This is a genomic window from Massilia agri (genome assembly GCF_024753255.1).
Taxonomy (GTDB): domain Bacteria; phylum Pseudomonadota; class Gammaproteobacteria; order Burkholderiales; family Burkholderiaceae_D; genus Telluria; species Telluria agri.
On sequence record NZ_JANUHA010000005.1, the window covers coordinates 278,179 to 300,920 of the forward strand.

Sequence of the window (22,742 nt, forward strand, 5' to 3'; positions counted from 1 at the left end):
GCATGCGGCATGTCCTCCTGGTGGACGACGAAGAAGCGATCCTCTACGTCTTCCGGAAATACCTCGAGCGCGCGGGTTTTGCCGTGTCGACGGCGGCCAACGCGCATGACGCGATCGCGCTCTTCGGCTCCGGCCACGTCGATGCGCTCGTCACCGACCAGCGCATGCCCGGCATGACGGGCGACATGCTGGTCCAGCGCCTGCGCAGCGTCCGGCCGGGCCTGCCGGCCGTCATCGTGACCGCCTACGCCGCCGAATGCAGCCCGGACCTGCGGAACGTGCCGGTGCTGAACAAGCCGGTGCCGCCGGCCGATCTGGTGGCGGCGGTCGAGCGGGCCCTGTCCCTGGCAGCGAAGGACGCGCCCGCTTGACGCAGCCTGCCGCCAGTCGATGCCTCAATCGAGGTCGGATGCGTCGTGGCGCTCCGGCACCTGCTCTTCCGGATTGCCGCGCACGCGGTTGACCTTGCGGCCGCGGACCACGGCGGGACGCGCCGCGATCTCGTCCGCCCAGCGGCGCACGTTTTTATATTCGTGGACCGACAGGAATTCGCCGGCCTCGTACAGTTCGCCGCGCACCATGCCGCCGTACCAGGGCCAGATCGCCATGTCGGCGATGGTGTATTCGTCGCCCGCCACGTAGCGGTGGTCGGCCAGCTGGCGCTCCAGCACGTCGAGCTGGCGCTTGGTTTCCATCGCATAGCGGTCGATCGGGTACTGCAGCTTTTCCGGCGCGTAGGCGTAGAAGTGGCCGAAGCCGCCGCCCACGAATGGCGCGGAGCCCATCTGCCAGAACAGCCAGTTCATGGTCTCGACGCGCGCCGGGCCCGTTGGCGGCAGGAAGGCGCCGAACTTCTCGGCCAGGTAGACCAGGATCGAGCCGGATTCGAACACACGCACCGGCTCGGGGCCACTGCGGTCGACCATGGCCGGGATCTTCGAGTTCGGGTTGGCGGCGACAAAGCCGCTCGAGAACTGCGCGCCCTCATTGATCTTGATGAGCCAGGCGTCGTACTCGGCGCCGCTGTGGCCGAGGGCCAGCAGCTCTTCCAGCATGATCGTCACCTTGACGCCGTTCGGCGTCGCCAGCGAGTACAGCTGCAATGGGTGCTTGCCGACCGGGAGCTCGGCTTCATGCGTCGGGCCGGCGACGGGACGGTTGATGTTGGCGAAGGTGCCGCCGTTCGACGCGGGCGGGGTCCAGACTGTCGGTGGGACGTAGGGTTCGGTCATCGGATCTCCTTGTACATGCCGGATGAAAGCAACCATTCTAGCCAAGGCAGGGGGAAGGCGTTGCCGGCGTCTGAAAACCCGGCCTTATGCGCCGCGCATCAAAGCAGGCCCGGGTGGATACGGCGGTGGAAAGCCGTGCTATGTTTGGCTGTTCAGCTCATCCATCGGAACCGCCATGCACGTCGAAGTACCCAAATCCCACTCGTTCAAGGAATTCGCCGGCGAGTACATCATGATCGTCGTGAGTATCCTCACCGCCCTGGCGCTGGAAAACGCCGTGCACCGCTACCACCAGTCGCACAAGGCGCACGAGGCGGCGCGCAACCTCGATGCGGAGATCGCGGTGAATATCGCGGAAGTCCGCTCGGCCATCAAGAGCAACGACGGGGAACTCAAGCGGATCGGCAAACTGGGCGAAGTCCTGCTGGCCGATATCAAGGCCGGCCTCGGCGACAAGGAAGCGATCAAGCATGCGATGCAGGAGTCGGGAAGCACCTTCGGCTTCAACATCACCATCCCTTCGCTGCAGCGCGAGGCGTGGGACGTCGCCGTGGCCAACCAGGCGCTCAGCTATATGCCGCAGGACCAGCTGCAGCGCTACGCGAGGCAGTACGCGAACATGCGCGACGTGCAGGCCATGCTGAACGTGACCGGCAACTCCTTCGTCGACCTGCCGTCCCTGGCCGATACGATGAGCAATATGAAGACGGGTGACATCAGCTCGCGCGAGCTGTACCGTACGGTCAACCAGCTGGTCTTCGTCTACGAGCAGAACGGCAGCAATATGCGTTCGCTCGAGAAGCTGCTGGTCGAGGAGCAGCAGAAGGCGCGGAAGGCAGCAGGGCATTGACGAGGCCCCGCCAACAAAAAAACCTCGCCGCGGCGAGGTTTTTTTGTTGGCTGAAGCCTGCTTACACGTAAGCGGCCAGCGCGCCCTTCATCTTCTTCAGCGCCGCCGATTCGATCTGGCGGATGCGCTCGGCCGACACGCCGAACTCTTCGGCCAGCGTGTGCAGGGTGGCGCCCGAACCGTCGTCGTTGGCCAGCCAGCGCGCCTCGACGATGCGGCGCGAACGCGGGTCGAGCTTGCCCAGCGCCGTTTCCAGGCCTTCCGACTGCAGGCGGGTGACCTGTTCGGCCTCCAGCACCTTGGTCGGCTCCTGCTGGTCCGAGGACAGGTAGGCGATCGGGGCGAACTTGTCGTCTTCGTCGTCGGTCGGCGATTCGAGGGCGATGTCGCGGCCCGACAGGCGGGTTTCCATCTCGATCACTTCCTCGCGCTTGACGTCGAGCATCTTCGCCAGTTCGTCCACCTGGGTCGGCGTCATCGCGTCCAGGCCCACCTTGTTGCTGCGCAGGTTGAAGAAGAGCTTGCGCTGGGCCTTGGTCGTCGCGACCTTCACCAGGCGCCAGTTCTTCAGGATGTATTCGTGCATCTCGGCCTTGATCCAGTGCATCGCGTACGAGACGAGACGCACGCCCTGGTTCGGGTCGAAGCGCTTGACTGCTTTCATCAGGCCGATATTGCCTTCCTGGATCAGGTCGGCGTGGGGCAGGCCGTAGCCGAGGTAGCCACGCGCGATCGACACCACCAGGCGCAGGTGCGAGAGCACCAGCTTCTGTGCTGCTTCCAGGTCATTCTTTTCCCGCAGCGACTTGGCCAGCGAGACTTCTTCTTCGTGGCTCAGCATCGGCAGGCGGTTGACGGCCGAGATATAGGCGTCGATATTGCCGAGATTGCCGGTGAAACCCAGGTTGAGGGCACGACTGCCGGCAGGAACCAATGCGGATTGTGCGGACATATTCATTTCCCTTGTAGTAATCTTGCTGCACCCCTAATGTGCCACGGACCCCTGTCGCGCGACACCAGCGTTACTGCTTGTTACCGGGTGCTCATCTTGATTTTCGCTGTGCTCGGAACATATATTAGCACTCTCCCGGGGTGAGTGCTAGGCAAGCCATCGCTTTGCCGGAATCGATTAAGTTTGGCTAAAGTATTGCCTATAGGAATCAAATCCGCACCGATTAAACTGTAGAGCAGACGACCCGGGTTTAGTTGATTGAACTCAAAAGTAAGCCCGAAAACACTGGAAAATCGCCGTAAGGACAGGTTACGGAGGCTTGATGACGGCTTCTGTTGGATGGCGCACGTTCGCAAAGCGAGCCCTGTAGGACCAGCACCCGTCTGCGCGTAGGGAGGGACGGCTAAGCCGTTACAAGCAGATGGGGACCATGGGCGGGATTGCAAGTCCCGCCCATGTCAACAAGTGCCTTAGCGGACCCGCGCGAGGTGGCGCTGCACCGAGAGCATGGCGCCGATCAGGCCCAGGCCCGCGCTGATCGCCAGCAGGCCGGCGATTTCCAGTCCGCCGAGCGGCGCCAGCTGGAATTCCGAGGCGTACAGGCGCGCGAACTCGGCGATCGCCCGGTTCAGGGGCGAGAGCGCCAGCGTCACCGCGCCGAGGGCCACCGCGCCGGCGCACAGGCCGAGCAGGGCGCCGGTGTAGTAGAAGGGGCGGTGGATGAAGTTGTCGGTCGCGCCCAGCAGCTTGGAGACGGCGATTTCTTCCTTCTGCGTCAGCACCTGCAGGCGGATGGTGTTGAACACTACCGCGATCACCACGATGCCGAGCGTGACCGCCAGCAGCAGCAGGGCCAGGCGCAGGATGTTCAGCAGGGCGGCCAGGCGCTTGACCCAGGCCGAGTCCACCTGCACGGTGTCCACGCCGGGCAGGGCGCGCAGCTGTTCGACCATGGTATCGACCTGGTCCGCCGCACCGCCGCGGGCAAAGCCTTCCAGCTTCATCACGTAGCTGTCGGGCAGGGGATTGTCGCCCAGGGTGTCGAGCACGTCGCTCAGGCCGCTCTTTTCCTTCAGCGAAGCAAGCGCCTGCTCGCGCGGCACGAAGCCGATGTTCGCGCGGCCGCCGCTTGCTACGATCCGGCGGATCTGCGGGGCCAGCGCATTGGCTTCTTCGCGCGTGGCTTCCTGCTTCATGAACAGGCTGATTTCCGGATCGACCGAGAGCTGTTCGGACAAGGGGCGCACGTTGTCGAGCAGGGTGATGCCGGCGAAGGGCAGCATCAGCGCGAACGCGACAACCAGCACATTGAACAGGAAGCTGCCCGGCCCCTTGCGCACGGTGGACAGCGCGCCCCCAAGGGCGAAGCGGTGCTGGCGGAACCACGGGCTCATACGGCGCCTCCCACCAGCTGGCCTTGCTCGAGGCGGATCACGCGCGCGGTCGCACTGCCGAGCACCTCATCGTCGTGGGTCGAGATCACGCAGGTCACGCCTGCGGCGTGGAAGGCGCGCAGCGCGTCCAGCACGCGGTCGGCCGCGGCGCGGTCGAGGTTCGCGGTGGGCTCGTCGGCCAGGATGATCTGCGGCCGGTTGACGATGGCGCGCGCCACCGCAACGCGCTGCTGCTCGCCGCCGGACAGTTCCAGCGGCATGGCTTTCGCGCGGTCCAGCAGGCCGACCTTGTCGAGCGCCGCGCGGGCGCGCCCCTCGGCCTGGGCCTTGGGGGCGCCGGTCACGAGCAGGGGCAGCATCACGTTGCCGAGGATGTTGCGGTCGTTCAGCAGGCGCTGGTGCTGGAAGATCAGGCCCAGGTTACGGCGCAGGAATGGGATGCCGGCCTTCCTGATGCGGCCGATGTCCTGGCCGTTGACGGTCACCACGCCGCCGGTCGGACGTTCGACCGCGGCCACCATCTTCATCAGGGTCGACTTGCCGGCGCCGGAAGGGCCGGCCAAATAGACCAGTTCGCCCTTGCCGATGTTCAGCGAGACATCGCGCAGGGCGTAGGCGTCATGGGAATACTGCTTGGAGACGGACTGGAATTCGATCATGTGGTGTCTGGTTAGCCTAGCAGCGCTTCGACGAACTCTTCGGCATTGAAGGGCTGCAGGTCGTCCAGCTTCTCGCCCACGCCGATGAAGTAGACCGGCACCGGGCGGGTGCGCGCGATCGCGGCCAGCACGCCGCCCTTGGCGGTGCCGTCCAGCTTGGTGATCACCAGGCCGGTCAGCTGCAGGGCGTCATCGAAAGCCTTCACCTGGGCCAGCGCGTTCTGGCCGGTGTTGCCGTCGATGACGAGCAGGGTCTCGTGCGGGGCGCCGTCCATGCCCTTGCCGATGACGCGCTTGATCTTCTTGAGTTCTTCCATCAGGTGCAGCTGGGTCGGCAGGCGGCCGGCCGTATCGACCATGACCACGTCGACGCCGCGCGCCTTGCCCGACTGGACCGCATCAAAAGCGACGGCGGCCGGGTCGCCCGAGGCCTGCGAGATCACGGTGACGTTGTTGCGCTGGCCCCAGACCATCAGCTGCTCGCGCGCGGCGGCGCGGAAGGTGTCGCCGGCGGCCAGCAGCACCGACTGCTGTTCGCGCTGCATGTGCTTGGCCAGCTTGCCGATGGTGGTGGTCTTGCCGGCGCCGTTCACGCCCGAGATCATCATCACGAGCGGCTCGTGGCGGCCGAGTTCCAGGGGTTTCTGCAGCGGGGCCAGGAGTTCGACCATCAGCTCCTTCAGCGCGGTCTTGACCGCGGCGGCATCGAGCAGCTTGTCTTCCTTGACCTTGCGGCGCAGGGCGTCGAGCAGGTGCTGGGTGGCGTCCATGCCGGCATCCGACATCAGGAGCGCGGATTCGAGTTCCTCGTAGAGGTCCTCGTCGATGCGCGCGCCGACGAAGAGCAGCGACAGGTTGTTCGAGGTCTTGGACAGGCCGGCCTTCAGGCGCGCCATCCAGGACTGCTTCTTTTCCGCTTCGGTGGTGGGACGCTCGGCGGTTTCGGGGAACAGCTCGCCGGCGCCAGGCGCGATGGACGCGGGGGCGATGACCGGCTCAGGCGCCGCCTGTGGGGCGGCGCCAGGCACAGGAGCAGGGACGCTCGGCGCAACCGGCTCGGGAACCTGGGTTTCCTGCTTCTTTCTCTTGAAGAAACTAAACATATGTGGTGGCGGATCCTGCGCGCAAGCCGGCTCGCGCCGGCGATGAAAAAAGTAGCGAATATTTTACCAGAGCAGCAAGACTGTTCCGCCGTGCCCGGGTATTGACGCTTCAAGATGCATCGAAGGAACTATATGTTGCGTTATTGATGAAACCGACTGGATGCTCAACAGTGCGCGTCTGGAAAACGATTGCGACTTGCGCTAAATTGAACACAGAGAGAAAACCGACAAGAAATCCGATAAACGGGGCACACCGTGAAAATTTCAAATTTCCTGAAGCGCCTCATCTATGGTGACAACGCCACGGATGGCAGCGCTGCGAACTTGCGTAACATTATCGTGTGGGCCTTCATCGCCCTCGTCGCACTGTTCCTGACGAATCCTTCGGGCGAGCCGGTCAGTTTCTTCGATAAACCGATTCCGCTGCCGGCTGAGCTGAACCTCGGGCAGTAGGGTGGACGGGTTTCCCGTCCGCGCGTTCAAACAAGTACAAGCGCAGACGCAGCGTCCGCCCATGCCGGAGTTGAACGCGCGGACGGCGAAGCCGTCCACCCTACAAAACCTTATTTGTTGCTTTTCGCCGCTTCCGCATTCTTGCGGATCGTCTCCAGGGTCGCATTCGGCGTGATCAGGTTGCCGTCGTAACGCAGCTCGATCACCGCCGGCAGTCCCTTGCCGTTCGCGTGCTCCAGCGCGCGCTGCAGCGCGGGCCCGAATTCCTCGGTCTTCTCCACCACCTCGCCATGGCCGCCGTAGGCGCGCGCCAATGCCGCGAAATCCGGATTGTGCAGCGTCGTGCCCGACACGCGGCCCGGGTAGTCGCGTTCCTGGTGCATGCGGATGGTGCCGAACATATTGTTGTTGAAGACCAGGGTGATCACGCCCGCGCCGTACTGCACGGCGGTCGCCAGTTCCTGGCCCGTCATCATGAATTCGCCGTCGCCGGCGAAAGTGACGACGGTGCGCTTCGGATCGATGATCTTGGCCGCCACGCCGGCCGGCACCGCATAGCCCATGGCGCCATTGGTCGGCGCGAGCTGGGTGCGTTTGCCGCCGTAGCGGTAGAAGCGGTGGGCCCAGGTCGCGTAGTTGCCGGCGCCATTGGTGATGATGGTGTCGCGCGGCGCCTGCTGCATCAATTCCTGCACCACCTGCCACAGGTCCAGTGGCGCACCGCCGTCGCGGAAGATCGGCGGCTGCGCCTGCCAGGCGGCGAGTTCTGCCTTCGCTTCCTCGACCGTGCCCGCCCAGGCCGAGGAATCGACCGGTTCCATCGCCGCCAGCATCGCGCACACCTGCGGCGCGCCGCCGGCGATCATGAGTTCGCCCTGGTAGACGCTACCCAGTTCCTCAGGATCGGCATGGATGTGCACCAGCTTCTGGCGCGGCACCGGGGAGGACAGGAGGGAATAGCCGCTGGTCGTCATCTCGCCCAGGCGCGGGCCGATGGCGATCACGAGGTCCGCTTCCTTCACACGTGCGGCCAGCTTCGGATTGATGCCGATGCCGACGTCGCCCACGTAATTCGGATGCGCATTATCGAGCAGGTCCTGGAAGCGGAAGGTGCAGCCGACCGGCAGGCGGTTGGCTTCGGCGAAGCGGGCCAGGTCGGCGCAGGCTTGATCGGACCACGAACCGCCGCCCAGCAGCACGATCGGGCGCTTGGCTTCGGCCAGCATGGTCCGCAGCTGCGCGATCTGGTCTTGAGAGGGTGCCGCCTGCACCGGCTGGTAGCGGCGCGCATCGGGAACTTCCGCTTTCGTCACCAGCATGTCTTCCGGCAGCGCCAGCACCACCGGGCCGGGACGGCCGCTGGTGGCGACCTGGAATGCGCGCGCGATGTACTCGGGGATGCGGTCGGCGCGGTCGATCTGCGTGACCCACTTGGCCATCTGGCCGTACATGCGGCGGTAGTCGATTTCCTGGAAGGCTTCGCGGTCGATGAAGTCGCTGCCGACCTGGCCGATGAAGAGGATCATCGGGGTCGAGTCCTGGTAGGCGGTGTGCACGCCGATCGAGGCATTGGTGGCGCCGGGGCCACGGGTGACGAAGCAGATGCCCGGCTTGCCGGTCATCTTGCCGTAGGCTTCGGCCATGAACGCCGCGCCGCCTTCCTGCCGGTTGATCACGAAGCGGATATCCGAATCGTGCAGGGCGTCCAGCACATCGAGGTAGCTTTCGCCGGGCACGCCGAAGGCGGTGTCCACGCCGTGGATGTGGAGGGCGTCGACCAGGATCTGGCCGCCGGTGCGGGAAGGGTGGGTCATGGTGAGGTCGTCCTTGTCAAAGAGGCTCCCGAGATTCTAGGCGAGCGGCCCGAGGGTGGCTTTTGAAATGGCGACATCAAATTACAAAAACGACAGCCACATCCTCCTGCCCGCGCAGGAGGATGTGGCCGGGTGTGCCCGCAAGGACGGTTGACGGATCAGGAGGTCCGGTGCGCCTTCGCTCCGGCGCCGCGGCGGCGGGAAGCCATCGCTGCCAGGCCGGCGGCGACCAGAAGGGCGCTGGCCGGTTCCGGCACCGGAGCGGGCTCTTCGAACGGTTCGATGCCGAACGTGATGGAGCCGAAGTTCCAGCGGCCATCCGGGAAGACGTCGTCATCATCGTAGTATTCAAAGAACTCGAGGCGCAGGATGCCGTCGACGCCGACCGTGAAGTCCAGGCCATTGAGCACCAGGTCGATGGAGCCGCTGTAGTCCGTGGTGCCGGGAACGATATCCCCGAGGCCTGGTTCCAGTATCACGCCCTCGGTCACCTTCGAGTTGGTGAAGGCGAAGCTGAGCTCGTCCAGCCAGCTCGGATCGTAGGCAGTGACGTTGACGGCATAGGAGATGCTCGTGATGCGCGAGTTGGCGCCAACATCCAGGTTCACAATGGTATTGCTTGGGTTGCCGAATTCGCCGACGCTGTCGAAACCATCGGTGAAGGTGAAGGTCAGCGGACCGGCGAAGGCGGAAGTACAGAACAGCAACGACAGGTCGGCAAACAATTTTTTGAGTGAATTGAGCGACATGGACATCCTCCGTTGTGGTTGAACCGAATGTGAACGCAACAACCGTGCCCAATTCATAAATTAATGTAAGTATTTGATTTAACTAATAAAGAATAGATTATGCAAGGTGGGTTTGGTCAAATGTAAAATTCTTCGACATTAAGTTGAAAACATTTATGCGAGCTGCTTAGCGTCAGGCATCCTCATCGCCGGAATTCTTTTATGACACGGCAAGAAAGAGCTATTATCAAAAGCTTCATGCAAATGGAGCGATCTGCTTATGCAGCACAGGCATCTGATCCGGCTATTATTTTCGATTTTCTTGCCGCTTCACGCGGCCTCTGCCCTGGCCGACATGCCGGCAGCCGCATGTCGTGCCGACCTGGAGGAGATCGCCGCCTTCATGCCGGTCAACGATGCCGGCGCCCAGGACCACCTGGCAAGCCATGGTGACCGGATCGAGCGGGCATTGCGCAAGGCGCGCGAGGATGCCGCGCGTGCCGGCGACGACGCCGCCTGCGATGCGGTGCTGGATGCCTACCTGGCCGCATGGCGGCCGGGGCACCTGAGCGTGTCGCATCTTGCGGCCACCGGCAGCGCGGCCGCGCAGTTCAAGCCTGGCGGGGCGGGCGATCCGCGCCTGCCTTCTTTCAAGGTGCTCGGCAAGGACACGGTGCTGCTCGTGATCCCTAGCTTCAAGGACAGCTACGCCGCGGCGGTGAGGGCGCTGGTCAAGGACAATCGCGCGCAGCTCGCATCGCACCGCAACTGGATCGTCGACCTGCGCGACAACGGCGGGGGCGCCGACCCGACGTATGCCCCCCTGCTGCCATGGCTGCTGGACGGCGACTACCCGACGCACCGTGCCGAGTTCCTCGTCACGCCGGCCAACATCAAGGCCCAGGAGGAGATCTGCCAGCGGAGCGCCGAGCAACAGGCCTGTTCGGAGATGATCGCGCCTATTGTCAACAAGATGCGCGCCGCCCCGAACGGCAGCATGGTGCTGGGCGGCGAAGCGCGGATCACGTTCGACGACATCGGCAAGCCGGAGCCGAAGGCGCCCGCGAAAGTGGCGGTGCTGGTCGACCGCGACTGCGGCAGCACCTGCGAACAGTTCCTGCTGACGGTGCGCACCGGCTATCGGGTAAAACTGGTGGGCCGCCCGAGCGCCGGCGTGATCGACGTTGCGAACATGCGCCCGCACCCGCTGCCTTCCGGCCGGGTGCTGAAGTACGGCACTTCGCGCTCGACCCGGGCCTCCGACATGCGCATCGACACCATCGGCATCCCGCCCGACATCCTGCTGCCGCGCCCCCTGGACGAGGCCGGCAAGGCGCAGGAGGTGGCGCGGGTGGCGCGCTGGCTCGAGACCGGTTCCTGGAAGTGAACGTCGCCCCATCGACACGGCCGGCGCGGATTCGGGCCGGTTGGCGACGCGCATCGGTTACAATGTCGGCCGTGAAGCAGGCCAGACAGCCGCTGGTCGTCATCTTCGGGTGATGGCGGGAGGAAGGTCCGGACTCCACAGAGCAGGGTGACGGTTAACGGCCGTCCGCTGAAAGCCGCAAGGTATAAGGCGAGGAATAGGGCCACAGAGACGAGCGTATTAAGTTACGGTGAAACGCGGTAACCTCCACCTGGAGCAATTCCAAATAGGCACGCGTTGATGTTGCTCGCGGAGCGTGCGGGTAGGAAGCTTGAGCGCTGGAGTAATCCAGCGCCTAGAGGAATGGCTGTCATAGGGGCGTCCCGCAAGGGAGACCACTACACAGAATCCGGCCTATCGGCCTGCTTTACATGAATTCTCTCCCTGGCGGAGGCTACGATGCAGAAATACATCCTGGCGCTCGACCAGGGCACCACCAGCTCGCGCGCCATCGTCTTCGACCACGAAGGGCTGCCGGTCGCGAGCAGCCAGCACGAATATCCCCAGCATTTCCCCCGGCCCGGCTGGGTCGAGCACGACGCGCTCGACATCTGGCACAGCCAGCTCGCCTGCGCGCGCGAGGCGCTCGCACAAGCCCGCATCGACGCATCCCGGGTGGCCGCCATCGGCATCGCCAACCAGCGCGAGACCACCGTGCTGTGGGACCGGGCCACTGGCGAACCGGTCGCCCCTGCCATCGTCTGGCAGGACCGGCGCACGGCGGATGCCTGCGATCGCCTGCGGGCGGAAGGGAAGGCGGACTTCATCCAGGGGCGCACCGGCCTTGAGGTCGACGCCTATTTTTCCGCCACCAAGCTGCAATGGCTGCTGGAGCACGTGCCCGGCGCCCGGACCCGCGCCGAGCGCGGCGAACTGGCCTTCGGCACCGTCGACAGCTGGCTCGTCTACCGCCTGTGCGGACGCCACGTCACCGATGCCAGCAATGCGGGGCGCACCATGCTGTTCAACATCCACACCTTGCAATGGGACGAGGAGCTGCTGGCGCTGTTCGATATTCCGGCGGTGCTGCTGCCCGAGGTCGTGGCCAGCGCCGAGGTCGTCGGGCTGGCAGCCGCGGAATGGTTCGGCCGCGCGATTCCGATCGCCGGCATCGCGGGCGACCAGCAGGCCGCCACCTTCGGCCAGGCCTGCCACCGCAAGGGCCTGGTCAAGAACACCTACGGGACCGGCTGCTTCATGCTGATGCATGCGGGCGCCACGCCGCCCGTGTCCCGCAACCGCCTGCTCTCCACCGTCGGCTGGACCGTGGGCGGCGCCACCGACTATCTATTGGAAGGCAGCGTCTTCATGGGCGGCGCCACGGTGCAGTGGCTGCGCGACGGCCTCGGCATCATCAAGGCGTCGGCGGACGTGGAGGCGCTGGCCACCAGCGTGCCGGACAGCGGAGGCGTGCTGCTGGTGCCGGCCTTCACCGGCCTCGGGGCGCCCCATTGGGACCCGCATGCGCGCGCCACCATCATCGGATTGAGCCGCGGGACGACCAGCGCCCACATCGCCCGCGCGGCGGTGGAGGCGATCGCCTACCAGAGCGCCGAGCTATTGGCGTCCATGCAGAAGGATGCCGACTGCGCGGTCACCGAGATCCGCGCCGACGGCGGGGCCGCGCGCAACGACCTCCTGATGCAGTTCCAGGCCGACCTGCTGGGCGTGCCGGTGGTGCGGCCGCGCGTCCTTGAAACCACGGCCCTGGGCGCGGCCTATCTTGCCGGGCTGGCGGTCGGCTTCTGGGAATCGGTGGAAGGCATCGAACGCCAGTGGCAGGTCGAGAAGCGCTTCGAGCCGGCCATGGATGCGGACCGGCGCGCGGCCCTCATGGCACGCTGGACGCGGGCGGTCGAGCATGCGAAGCTATGGGGCGCTGATTAAGGAAGGGGGGCAACATGACGCAGAAATACTGGTTCGCGGCAAAGCCGCCTGGCAATGGCTGGGGTTGGGGCCAGCCGCTTACGTGGCAGGGCAGCCTGGTCTATGCCGCATTCTTCATCCTGCTGATCGGCGGAGGCATCCTGATCACTCCCCATGGCGCTCACTACTTCATCGCCTTCACCTTTACGCTGGCCGGGCTGCTGATCTTCATCTGCTTGCGCAAGGGCGAACCACCCGGGCGCTTCCCGAGCGGCGAGCGCTAGGCCGGTGTCGCAGGGCGCCGCAACTGGCGCTCTTCCCATGCAGTTCGCGCTTCCCGGCGCCGTTTCGTCGCAAGCCGCCAATCCGCTCCCGAGGGCCCGCTACAGTCAGCCCACATTCACCACACGGAGCCGGCCATGCTGTATCAGATTCTCACCCACACCCCCATCTACGTCTGGGCGATCCTCGCTTTCCTGATTTACCGGGGCGTGCTCGCCTCGCGTGAGCGCGAGATGAGCGTTGGCCGCATGCTGGTGATTCCCTTCCTGATGCTGGTCCTGTCGATGCAGGCCATCGCGACGCAGTTTGGCGTGGCGAGCGTGGCGATGCTCGCCTGGGCAATCGGCGCGGCCGTTGCCGCCCTGTTGTCCCGGGTGTCCGGCGCAGGCCGCGCCTCTGCCGGCGTGGTGCCCGGCACCCTCCGTATTCGTGGCAGCTGGACGCCGCTGGTCCTGATGCTGATGACCTTCGGGGTCAAGTATGCGCTGGCTGTGGCGTTGGCGATCCAGCCTGGGCTGGCTGGCAAAGCCTTGTTTGCGGCGGCGACGTGTGGGCTGCTGGGGCTGTGCAATGGCTGTTTCCTCGGTCGGCTGGCGGGCGACCTCACTGCCGTACGTCACCCGCGAGTGTTTGCACCTGCTACCATGCCCTGATTCGAATTCAGGAGGATGTATGAGGAAGCGGCCGGCTTTGCAGGGGATGGCGTGGATCTTCGGTATCACTGCCGGCGTCGAGCTTCTTACGGTGGCAATGGGCGGGAATATCTCCAAGATACTGTTCCGCTTCCTGGTGCTCACGATCCTGTTCGCGTTCCTGCTGAAGGGATACGGGTTCGCCCGCTACGTGCTCGGGGTGCTCTACTTCGCGGGCGGGCTGTATGCCCTGTTTGCGGGACTGTCGAATGCTTCCAATTCGATCGTTCTCCTTGTCGCGATTCCGTTCGGCCTTGGTAGCCTCGCCGCAGCCTGGTTCTTCTTCCGATCCAGGGCGCTGCGTGCCTGGACCGGGTCCGCCTGAAACGCAGGCCTTCTCAAAAGCCGATCCGGCTCTTGCCCGGCATCGGCCGCAGGCGGATATCGGCAGTCGTCACATGCCCGCGCCCATCCGCCACCGCGTAGCCCAGAGAGTCGAGCAGGGTCTTGCGCAGGTCGCGCGGCGACACCGGCGCCAGCTTGTCGAGCACCGCGTCCTCCAGCGCATCGTCGAAGCCCGACAGGTTCATCTCCCGCACCAGGCCCCGGTACATGCGCTGGGCGATGCCGGCCGCCTGTTCGGGCGTGGGCGCCGGCACCTCGTAGACTGCCATGCGGTTGAGCAGCGGCGCCGGGATCCCTTCGGTCGAATTCGCGGTCAGCACCCAGAAGATGCGGCTGGCGTCGAGGTCGACGTCGATGAATTCGTCGCGGAAGGCCTTCGAGGTTTCCGGCTCCAGCAATTGATAAAGGGCGGCCAGGGGATCGGACTGCGAGGAGCCGGTCGCCTTTTCCACCTCGTCCAGCACCACCACCGGGTTGGCATACTGCCCGCGCACCAGGCGCTCGGCTACCTTGCCGCACTTGGCCCCGCGCCAGCTGGCCGAGCTGCCGGTGATGACGAAGCCGGCCGACAGGGCGTTCATGCTGATCAGCTCGCACTCGGTCTGCATGACCCGGGCCAGGCGCTTGGCGAAGTGGGTCTTGCCGACGCCCGGGCCGCCCAGCAGCAGGATGGGCATGACGTTGAAGCCGGCGCTTCTATCTCTACTCGCGTGGGCGAGGCGCAGGTAGCGCGCGAGGTCGTCCAGGACTTCGTCGAAGTTCGGGCATTCCTCGAAGAGGGGATCGAGGGCGTCGATCGAGGAGGGGGTGGTGACGAAACGGTCGGCCCCGGTTTCGAGCATGCGTTCATAGAACGCTTCGAGCTCCGGGGAGCGGCCGCGGCTACGGTCCAGCGCTTCCTGAACTTCGATCAGGTCGTAGACCGCGCAGGTATGGGCGAGGGTGATGCTCACGGCAGACTCCTTGACAGCAAGCCCGCTCCCGTCCGGCTGCCATCCCGCCGAGCGGGCCATTGAAGCAGGATAGGTCATCGCCTTGTCCCGATCCTAACGCTTCCTGCCGAGCCCCGCAATTTCAAAACGGGCAATTCTGCTTGGAAACTTTAATTTCCATGCGTAAACGAGACGGGCGCGGCTGACGCGGATCAAGGTATTTATTGTCCATACAAGTGAGGTGGAACCTTCAATCCGTTTCCTAAGTGACTGATTTAGGAGACATTTTAGGTTGACATGAGGTTAACACGCGCCGCTAAGTCCTTGGTTTCATTAGCAAATTTCGGTTTTCTCAAGCGTGAATTCGCTTGACCACCAATCTTGATTCCAATAAAGTGGGAAACAGTGTGAAAAAGTGTCGATTTGTGGGGGATTTTCGGAGCCCCGGGCACTAAAACAATACTAAGTTGATAACTCTCCAAAGCTAGGTAAATACGTGTTCCAGGGCGCGTCAGCGATCAATCTCGATGCAAAGGGAAGGATGTCGATTCCGGCAAAGCATCGTGACGCCCTCGCGGTCCAGTGCGAAGGCCGGATGACGCTGACGAAACACCCGCACGGCTGCCTGCTGTTCTTCCCCCGTCCCGTGTGGGAACAACACCGCGAGCAGATCGCTTCGTGGCCGATGTCGGCCCGTGCGTGGCAGCGCATTTTCCTTGGTAACGCGTGCGATGTCGAGTTGGACAGCGCCGGCCGGGTACTGATCTCGCCCGAGCTGCGCGCCGCCGTGGGTCTGGAGAAGGAAGTCATGATGCTGGGCATGGGCACGCATTTCGAAATCTGGGATGCCGCCAAGCTCGCCGAGAGCGAAGCCGAGGCCGTTGCCGGCGGCATGCCCGATGTCCTTTCCAATTTCTCCTTCTGAGGCGCCATGACGGAAACAAAGACGGTGCCGGGAACGAAGGTCCCTGAGTATCAGCACCGGACGGTGCTGCTGGACGAAGCGGTCGATGCGCTCAACCTGCTTGGTGAGCGCGCCGACGGTACTTATATAGATGGCACGTTCGGCCGGGGCGGGCACAGCCGCCTGATCCTGTCCAGGCTGGGCGCGCAGGGTCGCCTGATCGCGTTCGACAAGGACCCGCAGGCAATCGCCACCGCCCAGGCGGTGATCGATCCCCGTTTCACGATCGTGCATGACAGTTTTGCCACGATGACCGACGCGCTTGCCGCGCGCGGCATCGGCCAGGTGGACGGCATCCTGCTGGACCTTGGTATTTCGTCGCCCCAGGTGGACGACGCCACCCGCGGATTCAGTTTCCGCCAGGATGGCCCCCTCGACATGCGCATGGATACCACGCGCGGGATGTCGGCGGCCGAATGGCTGGCCACCGCGGCGGAACAACAATTGGAAAAGGTTATTCGAGATTATGGAGAAGAGCGGTTTGCTTTCCAGATTGCAAAGGCGATTGTTGCTCGCCGGGCAATCCAGCCAATTTCGACCACACGAGAGCTTGCCGCAGTCGTGGCAGGCGCGGTCAAAACCCGCGAGAAGGGCAAGGATCCGGCAACCCGGACCTTTCAGGCTATCCGGATTTTCATCAATCAGGAGCTTGAGGACCTCGAAGCAGGCCTGAATGCCGCGTACGCCATGCTGGCGCCGGGTGCGCGCATGTCCGTGATCAGCTTCCACTCGCTGGAAGACCGCATGGTCAAGCAGTTCCTGGCGTCGAAGGCCAAGGTCGCGCAGCCGGATCGCCGGCTGCCGATCCGCGCTGCCGATTTGCCGCAACCGCAGATGAAGCTCATCGCCAAGATCAAACCGTCCGACGCCGAGGTGGACGTGAATCCGCGCGCCCGTTCCGCGGTGCTGCGCGTGGCTGAACGCCTGGGAGGCGCGCAATGAGCGCCAAGCTGAACGCCGTGCTGGCGATCGCCGTGGTGGGCTGTGCGCTCTCCGTGGTGAACGCGCGCTACCAGGCGCGCCACCTGCTCATCGAGCTGGAGCGCCTGCAGCAGCAGTCGCGCCAGCTCGAGATCGACTGGGCCCAGCTGCAGCTCGACCAGTCCACGCTCGGCAAGAACGAGCGCATCGAGCAGATCGCGCGCGCCAGCCTGAACATGGCGCCGCTCACGCCCGCCCGTACCCAGTACCTGACGGAAGGCGCCCGATGAACTGGAACGCCAACCGCGCTGACCGCCGTTCGACCGCGCGCGTCGCGGCTTCGAAAGGCGTGGCCTTCTCGAAGAGCCCCGTGCTGGCCGTGAACGTGCCGAACTGGCGTTCGCGCCTGGTGCTGTTCGTGCTGTTCGCGGCCTTCGCGGTCCTGGCCGCGAAGGCGCTCTGGCTGCAGGGCATGTCGAGCCAGTTCCTGCAAAAGCAGGGCAAGAGCCGCTACGAGCGCACGCTGGAATTGCCGGCCACGCGCGGCAAGATCACCGACCGCAACGGCGCCGTGCTGGCGTCTTCGCTGCCGGTCAAGGCCGTGTGGGCGATCCCCGAAGACCTGCTGAACAATCCGCCCGAGAAGATCACGGCGCTGGCGCGCCTGCTCGAGATGCCGGAGTCCGAACTGCGCAGAAAGCTCGATTCGGACCGCACCTTCGTGTACCTCAAGCGCCAGGTCGAGATGCCGGTCATCGCCGAGATCGAGAAACTCAAGATCGAGGGCCTGGACACCCGCAAGGAATACAAGCGCTTCTACCCGCAGGGCGAAGTGATGACCCACCTGGTCGGCTTCACCAACGTCGAGGACGTGGGCCAGGAAGGCATCGAGCTGTTCCACCAGAAGGCCCTGATGGGCGTGCCGGGCAGCCGCCGCGTAATCAAGGACCGTCTCGGCCACATCGCCGAGGATCTCGGCATGTTCCGCGAGCCGCACCAGGGCAAGGACCTGACCCTGTCGGTCGACAGCAAGCTGCAGTACATCGCCTTCACCAGCGTGAAGAACGCGGTCGAGAAGTTCAACGCCCAGGCCGGCGGCGCCGTGGTGCTGGACGTGGAGACCGGCGAAGTGCTGGCCATGGCCAACTACCCGACCTACAACCCGAACGACCGCTCCAAGCTGACCGGCGCCCAGCTGCGCAACCGCGTCATTACCGACACCTTCGAGCCCGGCTCCACCATCAAGCCGGTGACGGTGGCGCTTGGCCTGGAAACCAGACGCATCACGCCGGATACCGTGTTCGACCTCAATCCCGGCTACATGGTCGTGACCGGCAAGCGCATCCGCGACACCCACAACTACGGCGTGCGCAACGTGGGCGGCATCATCCAGAAGTCCTCGAACATCGGCGTGGTGAAGATCTCGCAGATGATCCCGGCCCAGGAGATGTGGGAGATGTACACCAAGCTGGGCTACGGCCAGGCGCCGCGCTTCGGCTTCCCGGGCGCCACCGCCGGCCGCGTGCGTCCATGGAAATCGTGGAAGCCCATCGAATACGCCAACATGGCCTTCGGCCACGGCCTGTCGGTCTCGCTGCTGCAGATGGCGCGCTCCTACATGATCTTCGCCCGCAACGGCGACATCATCCCGCTGTCCTTCCTGAAGATGGACGAAAAGCCGGTGGGCCAGCAGGTGATCTCGCCGAAGACCGCGGCCCAGGTGCGCACCATGCTCGAATCCGTGGTGAGCCCGGAAGGCACGGCATCGAAGGCGCAGGTGCCCGGCTACCGCATCGGCGGCAAGACCGGCACCGCCGAGAAGATCGTCAATGGCCGCTACTCGCGCACCGACAACATCGGCTACTTCGTCGGCATCGCGCCGATGTCCAAGCCCAGGTTCATCATCGCCGTCATGATCGACAACCCGCGAGGGGCCTTGCGCACCGGCGGCAGCGTGGCCGCGCCGACCGCGGCGGACCTGGCGGCGAACGCCTTGCGGGCCGCGAACGTGCCGCCCGACTCGTCGATCACAGACATCATCATTCCAGAAGAGCCCGTTGAGGAGAGCATAGATGGCGCTTGACCTGAACGACATCATCGCGTGGATCCGCGCCGCCGCCCAGGGCGGCATTCTCGTTTCCGACTCGCGCCGCGTGAAGCCGGGCGACGTGTTCTTCGCCTATCCGGGCGATGCCGCGGATGGACGCAAATTCATCGGCGCGGCGATCGCCGCCGGCGCCGCCGCCGTCGTGTACGACGAACAGGATTACGCGTGGGACCCGGCGCACGGCGTCGCCCACCGCGGCGTGCCGGAACTGAAGAAGCATGCGGGCCTGATCGCCCACGCCGTGCTCGAACAGCCCGACAGCGGCATGTTCACGGTCGGCGTCACCGGCACCAACGGCAAGACCTCGATCGCGGTGTGGACCGCGCAGGCGCTGGCGCGCCTGGGCGAGACCGCCGCCATCGTCGGCACCCTGGGTGTCGGCCTCGTGAAAGGCAAGGCCGAACCGAGTTTCGATGCCACCGGCTATACCACGCCGGACGCGGTGCTGCTGGCGCAGACCCTCGCCGACCTGCGCGCGCAGCAGGCCAGTGCGCTGGCCATCGAAGTCTCGTCGATCGGCCTGGTGCAGGAACGCACGGCCGGCATGCATTTCGACGTCGCCATCTTCACGAATCTCACCCGCGACCACCTCGACTTCCATGGCGACATGGCGAGCTACGAGGCGGCCAAGGTCAAGCTCTTCGAGTGGCCGAAGCTGGGCGCCGCCATCGTCAACCTGGACGACCCGGCCGGCCTGCGCCTGGTGGCGCACCTGCGCAGCAATTTCGCGTCGCTGCCGGTCATGGGCTACACGCTCAGGGACGAGGCGGCCATCGACGGCGTGCATCTGCTGCGCGCAACGAACATCCGCAGCCGCAATGCGGGAACCGAGTTCCAGCTCGAATCGCCTGCCGGTTCGGCGCTCGTGAAAACCCAGCTGGTCGGCCACTTCAACGTCAGCAATGCGCTGGCGGTGCTGGGCGCGCTGCTGGCGCGCGATGTGCCCTTGAAGAACGCGGTCGAGGCCATCGAAGCCCTGGCCCCGGCCCCGGGCCGCATGCAGCAGGTCGGCGGCCAGGATGCGCCGATGGTCGTGATCGACTACGCGCACACCCCGGACGCGCTGGAGAAGACCCTGGCCGCGCTGCGCCAGGTGGCTTCCGAGCGGGGCGGCGAGTTGTGGTGCGTGTTCGGCTGCGGCGGCGACCGCGATCCGGGCAAGCGTCCGCAGATGGGCAGGATCGCCCAGGCGGCGGACCACGTGCTGGTCACCAGCGACAACCCGCGCAGCGAAGACCCTGCGAGCATCATCGCGCAGATCGTGGTCGGGATGGACAAGGACTACCAGGCGGTGGAAGACCGGGCGACCGCGATCCTGCTGGCCGTGAAGAACGCCGGCAAGCAGGACGTGATCCTGCTGGCAGGGAAGGGCCACGAGCCCTACCAGGAAATCAAGGGAAAGAAGATTCCATTTTCGGACGCCGACCATGCTTCGCTGGCCTTGACCGCGCGGCTTACCATGATGAGGACGCATTGATGCGCGCTACCCTAGCACAACTCGTCGCTGCTATTCCTGGCGCACAGCTGGTGGGCGGTGACGTGGCATTCGATGGCGTCTCGACCGACAGCCGCACGGCGCCCGCCGGCGCGCTGTTCGTGGCGCTCAAGGGCGAGACCTTCGATGCGCACAGCTTCCTCGACCAGGTGGCAGGACGCGGCGTGGCAGCCGTGGTGGTACATGCGCTGCCGGAAGGCTGGACCCTGCCTGCCATCGTGGTGCCCGACACCCTGGTGGCGCTGGGCCGCATCGCGAACAGCTGGCGCGCGCGGCACGCGATTCCCGTGATCGGGGTGACCGGATCGAACGGCAAGACCACGGTCAAGGAAATGATCTCCGCCATCCTGGCCGCCGCCTTCGGGGAAGAGGCGCGCCTGGCGACCCAGGGCAACCTGAACAACGAGATCGGCGTGCCGCTGACCCTGTTCCGCCTGGGCAGCCAGCACCGCGCGGCCGTGATCGAGATGGGCATGAACCATCCGGGCGAGATCGCCCGCCTGGCCGCCATCGCCCAGCCGACGGTCGCCATGGTCAACAACGCCCAGCGCGAGCACCAGGAATTCATGCACACGGTGGAAGCGGTGGCGCGCGAGAACGGTTCCGTGCTCGAAGCCCTGCCAGGCGACGGAGTCGCGGTGTTCCCGGGAGACGATACCTATACGGAGCTGTGGCGCGGCCTGGCGAAATGCGACGTGCTGACCTTCGGCCTGGGCGAGGCCTGCGACGTGCGCGCCACCTACGCCCCGAACGGCTTCGGCAACACCCTGCAGGTCAGCGCGCGCGGCGCGCAATTCACGGTGGAGCTGGCCGCGGCCGGCGAGCACAACGTGCGCAATGCGCTGGCGGCGATCGCCAGCACCCTGGCGGCCGGCATTCCCCAGGACGCGATTCGCCGCGGCCTGGAATCCTTCGCGCCGGTCGGCGGCCGCCTGCAGCGCAAGCAGGCCGCGGGCGGCGCCACCGTCATCGACGACACCTACAACGCCAACCCGGACTCGATGCGCGCCGCGATCGACGTGCTGGCGGCGTACCCGGCGCCGCGCATCCTGGTGGCCGGCGACATGGGCGAAGTCGGCACGCAGGGTAAGGAATTTCACGAAGAAGTCGGTGCCTACGCCCAGCAGCGTGGCATCGAACACGTGCTCGCCACCGGCGAACTCACGCGCAGCATGAGCGCCTCGGGAGCACGGCATTACGAGCAGTTCGACGCATTATTGGCAGCACTGGATTCAACACTGGGCGGCAATAGCAAAGCGACTGTGCTGGTGAAGGGCTCGCGCTTCATGAAGATGGAGCGCGTGGTCCAGCACCTGACCGGATCAACTGAATCTAAAAAGGACGCCCACTAACATGCTTCTCTGGCTTGCCCAATACTTCCAGGACTACATCGGTCCGCTGCGCGTGTTCAACTACATCACCTTCCGCGCGGTGTTCGCCACCATCACGGCGATCGCCATCGGCCTGATCTGCGGCCCGGCCGTGATCCGCAAGCTGACCGCGATGAAGGTCGGCCAGGCCGTGCGCACCTACGGTCCGCAGACCCACCTGGCCAAGCACGGCACCCCGACCATGGGCGGCGTACTGGTCCTGATCTCGATCGGCATCTCGACCCTGCTGTGGTGCGACTTGTCGAACCGCCTGATCTGGCCGGTGCTGGTCGTGACCATGGGCTTCGGCGCGGTCGGCTGGGTCGACGACTACCGCAAGGTGGTCTACAAGGACCCGGAAGGCATGCGCTCGCGCGAAAAATACTTCTGGATGTCGCTGATCGGCATCGCCTCGGCGCTGTACCTGGCTTTCTCGGTCTCGGCCGCGAACCCCTGGCAGGTGCTGCAGCTGTTCTACGCCTGGGTGCAGTCGGGCTTCTCCATGACCCTGCCGCCGAAGGCCGACCTGATCGTTCCCTTCTTCAAGTCGATCAGCTACCCGATGGGCGTGTGGGGCTTCATCGCGCTGACCTATTGCGTCATCGTCGGTTCCTCGAACGCGGTCAACTTCACCGACGGCCTGGACGGCCTGGCCATCATGCCGACCGTGATGGTCGGCGCCGCGCTCGGCCTGTTCGCCTATCTCACCGGCAGCGTGACCTATTCGAAATACCTGTTCATCCCTTACATCCCCGGCGCCGGCGAACTCCTGATCTTCTGCGGCGCGATGGCGGGGGCGGGCCTGGCCTTCCTCTGGTACAACGCGCACCCGGCCCAGATGTTCATGGGCGACGTCGGCGCGCTGGCCCTGGGCGGCGCGCTCGGTACCATCGCCGTCATCGTGCGCCAGGAAATCGTCCTGTTCATCATGGGCGGCGTGTTCGTGGCCGAAACCCTGTCGGTGATCATCCAGGTCACCTGGTTCAAGTACACCAAGAAGCGTTACGGGGCGGGGCGCCGCGTCTTCCTGATGGCGCCGCTGCACCACCATTTCGAACAAAAGGGCTGGAAGGAGACCAAGGTCGTGGTCCGCTTCTGGATCGTGACCATGATGCTGGTCCTGATCGGCCTGTCTACCCTGAAGCTGCGCTAAACGA

Annotated in this window: 23 protein-coding genes and 1 other RNA gene; 16 read left to right on the forward strand and 8 right to left on the reverse strand. The window is 65.0% G+C overall.

Annotated features, from left to right (window positions below):
* The first annotated feature begins 2 nt into the window (after positions 1 to 2).
* Positions 3 to 371 carry a response regulator gene (locus tag NX780_RS09970; RefSeq protein ID WP_258827712.1) on the forward strand — a complete coding sequence of 123 codons (369 nt, stop codon included), beginning with the start codon at positions 3 to 5 and terminating at the stop codon, positions 369 to 371.
* A gap of 24 nt (positions 372 to 395) precedes the next feature.
* Here NX780_RS09970 and yghU read toward each other — a convergent pair whose 3' ends face one another.
* The gene (gene yghU / locus NX780_RS09975; protein WP_258827713.1) at positions 396 to 1,232 is read right to left on the reverse strand and encodes a glutathione-dependent disulfide-bond oxidoreductase; all 837 of its coding nucleotides are present in this window, start codon (positions 1,230 to 1,232) and stop codon (positions 396 to 398) included.
* A 175-nt stretch (positions 1,233 to 1,407) separates the two neighbouring features.
* Here yghU and NX780_RS09980 point away from each other — a divergent pair, with 175 nt between their 5' ends.
* On the forward strand, positions 1,408 to 2,082 hold the full coding sequence (locus NX780_RS09980) for a hypothetical protein (protein WP_258827714.1): 675 nt from the start codon (positions 1,408 to 1,410) through the stop codon (positions 2,080 to 2,082).
* A 61-nt stretch (positions 2,083 to 2,143) separates the two neighbouring features.
* Here NX780_RS09980 and rpoH read toward each other — a convergent pair whose 3' ends face one another.
* The 4 genes from rpoH to ftsY all read right to left on the reverse strand — a co-directional run bounded on the left by rpoH (position 2,144) and on the right by ftsY (position 6,190).
* Positions 2,144 to 3,034 carry an RNA polymerase sigma factor RpoH gene (rpoH, locus tag NX780_RS09985; RefSeq protein WP_258827715.1) on the reverse strand — a complete coding sequence of 297 codons (891 nt, stop codon included), beginning with the start codon at positions 3,032 to 3,034 and terminating at the stop codon, positions 2,144 to 2,146.
* 470 nt (positions 3,035 to 3,504) lie between these two features.
* Positions 3,505 to 4,428, reverse strand: a complete 924-nt coding sequence (gene ftsX / locus NX780_RS09990) for a permease-like cell division protein FtsX (protein ID WP_258827716.1) — start codon at positions 4,426 to 4,428, stop codon at positions 3,505 to 3,507.
* Entirely contained in the window at positions 4,425 to 5,087 is a 663-nt protein-coding gene (locus NX780_RS09995) for a cell division ATP-binding protein FtsE (RefSeq protein WP_258827717.1), read from the reverse strand. Before NX780_RS09995 ends, ftsX begins: the two co-directional genes overlap by 4 nt.
* Positions 5,088 to 5,098: 11 nt before the next feature.
* The gene (ftsY, locus tag NX780_RS10000; protein WP_258827718.1) at positions 5,099 to 6,190 is read right to left on the reverse strand and encodes a signal recognition particle-docking protein FtsY; all 1,092 of its coding nucleotides are present in this window, start codon (positions 6,188 to 6,190) and stop codon (positions 5,099 to 5,101) included.
* Positions 6,191 to 6,445: 255 nt separating this feature from the next.
* On the opposite strand from ftsY, the gene NX780_RS10005 reads away from it, so the two are divergent.
* The gene (locus tag NX780_RS10005) at positions 6,446 to 6,643 is read left to right on the forward strand and encodes a hypothetical protein (RefSeq protein WP_258827719.1); all 198 of its coding nucleotides are present in this window, start codon (positions 6,446 to 6,448) and stop codon (positions 6,641 to 6,643) included.
* Positions 6,644 to 6,753: 110 nt separating this feature from the next.
* On the opposite strand, the gene NX780_RS10010 is transcribed toward NX780_RS10005, so the two are convergent.
* Together NX780_RS10010 and NX780_RS10015 are read right to left on the reverse strand one after the other, a co-directional pair.
* Entirely contained in the window at positions 6,754 to 8,457 is a 1,704-nt protein-coding gene (locus NX780_RS10010; RefSeq protein ID WP_258827720.1) for a thiamine pyrophosphate-binding protein, read from the reverse strand.
* Positions 8,458 to 8,615: 158 nt separating this feature from the next.
* A complete protein-coding gene (locus NX780_RS10015) occupies positions 8,616 to 9,206 on the reverse strand; it encodes a PEP-CTERM sorting domain-containing protein (protein WP_258827721.1) in 591 nt (196 codons plus the stop codon).
* Between the two features lie 301 nt (positions 9,207 to 9,507).
* Here NX780_RS10015 and NX780_RS10020 point away from each other — a divergent pair, with 301 nt between their 5' ends.
* From NX780_RS10020 to NX780_RS10045, 6 genes are all read left to right on the forward strand, one after another.
* Positions 9,508 to 10,572: a S41 family peptidase gene (locus NX780_RS10020; protein WP_258827722.1), complete on the forward strand. Its 1,065-nt coding sequence runs from the start codon at positions 9,508 to 9,510 to the stop codon at positions 10,570 to 10,572.
* 73 nt (positions 10,573 to 10,645) lie between these two features.
* Positions 10,646 to 10,984, forward strand: an RNA gene (rnpB, locus tag NX780_RS10025) — RNase P RNA component class A.
* 26 nt (positions 10,985 to 11,010) lie between these two features.
* Positions 11,011 to 12,498: a glycerol kinase GlpK gene (glpK, locus tag NX780_RS10030; protein WP_258827723.1), complete on the forward strand. Its 1,488-nt coding sequence runs from the start codon at positions 11,011 to 11,013 to the stop codon at positions 12,496 to 12,498.
* 14 nt (positions 12,499 to 12,512) lie between these two features.
* The gene (locus tag NX780_RS10035; RefSeq protein ID WP_258827724.1) at positions 12,513 to 12,761 is read left to right on the forward strand and encodes a hypothetical protein; all 249 of its coding nucleotides are present in this window, start codon (positions 12,513 to 12,515) and stop codon (positions 12,759 to 12,761) included.
* Positions 12,762 to 12,896: 135 nt separating this feature from the next.
* Positions 12,897 to 13,412 (forward strand): DUF6622 family protein, encoded by a 516-nt coding sequence (locus NX780_RS10040; protein ID WP_258827725.1) that lies wholly within the window; start codon positions 12,897 to 12,899, stop codon positions 13,410 to 13,412.
* 19 nt (positions 13,413 to 13,431) lie between these two features.
* Positions 13,432 to 13,776 (forward strand): hypothetical protein, encoded by a 345-nt coding sequence (locus NX780_RS10045; RefSeq protein ID WP_258827726.1) that lies wholly within the window; start codon positions 13,432 to 13,434, stop codon positions 13,774 to 13,776.
* 13 nt (positions 13,777 to 13,789) lie between these two features.
* Here the strand turns inward: NX780_RS10045 and NX780_RS10050 are convergent, their stop codons facing one another.
* Entirely contained in the window at positions 13,790 to 14,749 is a 960-nt protein-coding gene (locus tag NX780_RS10050; RefSeq protein WP_258827727.1) for an AAA family ATPase, read from the reverse strand.
* Between the two features lie 475 nt (positions 14,750 to 15,224).
* Here NX780_RS10050 and mraZ point away from each other — a divergent pair, with 475 nt between their 5' ends.
* Genes mraZ through mraY form a run of 7 tightly spaced genes read left to right on the forward strand, consistent with a single transcriptional unit; the run spans position 15,225 to position 22,738 of the window.
* Entirely contained in the window at positions 15,225 to 15,653 is a 429-nt protein-coding gene (gene mraZ, locus NX780_RS10055) for a division/cell wall cluster transcriptional repressor MraZ (RefSeq protein WP_159696337.1), read from the forward strand.
* 6 nt (positions 15,654 to 15,659) lie between these two features.
* The gene (gene rsmH, locus NX780_RS10060) at positions 15,660 to 16,634 is read left to right on the forward strand and encodes a 16S rRNA (cytosine(1402)-N(4))-methyltransferase RsmH (RefSeq protein ID WP_258827728.1); all 975 of its coding nucleotides are present in this window, start codon (positions 15,660 to 15,662) and stop codon (positions 16,632 to 16,634) included.
* On the forward strand, positions 16,631 to 16,903 hold the full coding sequence (ftsL, locus tag NX780_RS10065; RefSeq protein ID WP_258827729.1) for a cell division protein FtsL: 273 nt from the start codon (positions 16,631 to 16,633) through the stop codon (positions 16,901 to 16,903). Before rsmH ends, ftsL begins: the two co-directional genes overlap by 4 nt.
* Complete coding sequence (locus tag NX780_RS10070; RefSeq protein ID WP_258827730.1) at positions 16,900 to 18,696, forward strand: peptidoglycan D,D-transpeptidase FtsI family protein; 1,797 nt, start codon at positions 16,900 to 16,902, stop codon at positions 18,694 to 18,696. The genes ftsL and NX780_RS10070 overlap by 4 nt, the downstream gene beginning before the upstream one ends.
* On the forward strand, positions 18,686 to 20,197 hold the full coding sequence (locus NX780_RS10075) for a UDP-N-acetylmuramoyl-L-alanyl-D-glutamate--2,6-diaminopimelate ligase (RefSeq protein WP_258827731.1): 1,512 nt from the start codon (positions 18,686 to 18,688) through the stop codon (positions 20,195 to 20,197). The genes NX780_RS10070 and NX780_RS10075 overlap by 11 nt, the downstream gene beginning before the upstream one ends.
* A complete protein-coding gene (locus tag NX780_RS10080) occupies positions 20,197 to 21,567 on the forward strand; it encodes a UDP-N-acetylmuramoyl-tripeptide--D-alanyl-D-alanine ligase (protein WP_258827732.1) in 1,371 nt (456 codons plus the stop codon). Before NX780_RS10075 ends, NX780_RS10080 begins: the two co-directional genes overlap by 1 nt.
* A 1-nt stretch (position 21,568) precedes the next feature.
* Positions 21,569 to 22,738, forward strand: a complete 1,170-nt coding sequence (mraY, locus tag NX780_RS10085; protein WP_258827733.1) for a phospho-N-acetylmuramoyl-pentapeptide-transferase — start codon at positions 21,569 to 21,571, stop codon at positions 22,736 to 22,738.
* Positions 22,739 to 22,742: the final 4 nt, after the last annotated feature.

Excerpts from the sequence above, each read along its gene's own strand:
- NX780_RS09970 (WP_258827712.1), top strand. The coding sequence starts at position 3 with ATGCGGCATGTCCTCCTGGTGGACGACGAAGAAGCGATCCTCTACGTC.
- yghU (WP_258827713.1), bottom strand. The coding sequence starts at position 1,232 with ATGACCGAACCCTACGTCCCACCGACAGTCTGGACCCCGCCCGCGTCG.
- NX780_RS09980 (WP_258827714.1), top strand. The coding sequence starts at position 1,408 with ATGCACGTCGAAGTACCCAAATCCCACTCGTTCAAGGAATTCGCCGGC.
- rpoH (WP_258827715.1), bottom strand. The coding sequence starts at position 3,034 with ATGTCCGCACAATCCGCATTGGTTCCTGCCGGCAGTCGTGCCCTCAAC.
- ftsX (WP_258827716.1), bottom strand. The coding sequence starts at position 4,428 with ATGAGCCCGTGGTTCCGCCAGCACCGCTTCGCCCTTGGGGGCGCGCTG.
- NX780_RS09995 (WP_258827717.1), bottom strand. The coding sequence starts at position 5,087 with ATGATCGAATTCCAGTCCGTCTCCAAGCAGTATTCCCATGACGCCTAC.
- ftsY (WP_258827718.1), bottom strand. The coding sequence starts at position 6,190 with ATGTTTAGTTTCTTCAAGAGAAAGAAGCAGGAAACCCAGGTTCCCGAG.
- NX780_RS10010 (WP_258827720.1), bottom strand. The coding sequence starts at position 8,457 with ATGACCCACCCTTCCCGCACCGGCGGCCAGATCCTGGTCGACGCCCTC.
- NX780_RS10015 (WP_258827721.1), bottom strand. The coding sequence starts at position 9,206 with ATGTCGCTCAATTCACTCAAAAAATTGTTTGCCGACCTGTCGTTGCTG.
- glpK (WP_258827723.1), top strand. The coding sequence starts at position 11,011 with ATGCAGAAATACATCCTGGCGCTCGACCAGGGCACCACCAGCTCGCGC.
- NX780_RS10035 (WP_258827724.1), top strand. The coding sequence starts at position 12,513 with ATGACGCAGAAATACTGGTTCGCGGCAAAGCCGCCTGGCAATGGCTGG.
- NX780_RS10040 (WP_258827725.1), top strand. The coding sequence starts at position 12,897 with ATGCTGTATCAGATTCTCACCCACACCCCCATCTACGTCTGGGCGATC.
- NX780_RS10045 (WP_258827726.1), top strand. The coding sequence starts at position 13,432 with ATGAGGAAGCGGCCGGCTTTGCAGGGGATGGCGTGGATCTTCGGTATC.
- rsmH (WP_258827728.1), top strand. The coding sequence starts at position 15,660 with ATGACGGAAACAAAGACGGTGCCGGGAACGAAGGTCCCTGAGTATCAG.
- ftsL (WP_258827729.1), top strand. The coding sequence starts at position 16,631 with ATGAGCGCCAAGCTGAACGCCGTGCTGGCGATCGCCGTGGTGGGCTGT.
- NX780_RS10070 (WP_258827730.1), top strand. The coding sequence starts at position 16,900 with ATGAACTGGAACGCCAACCGCGCTGACCGCCGTTCGACCGCGCGCGTC.
- NX780_RS10075 (WP_258827731.1), top strand. The coding sequence starts at position 18,686 with ATGGCGCTTGACCTGAACGACATCATCGCGTGGATCCGCGCCGCCGCC.
- NX780_RS10080 (WP_258827732.1), top strand. The coding sequence starts at position 20,197 with ATGCGCGCTACCCTAGCACAACTCGTCGCTGCTATTCCTGGCGCACAG.
- mraY (WP_258827733.1), top strand. The coding sequence starts at position 21,569 with ATGCTTCTCTGGCTTGCCCAATACTTCCAGGACTACATCGGTCCGCTG.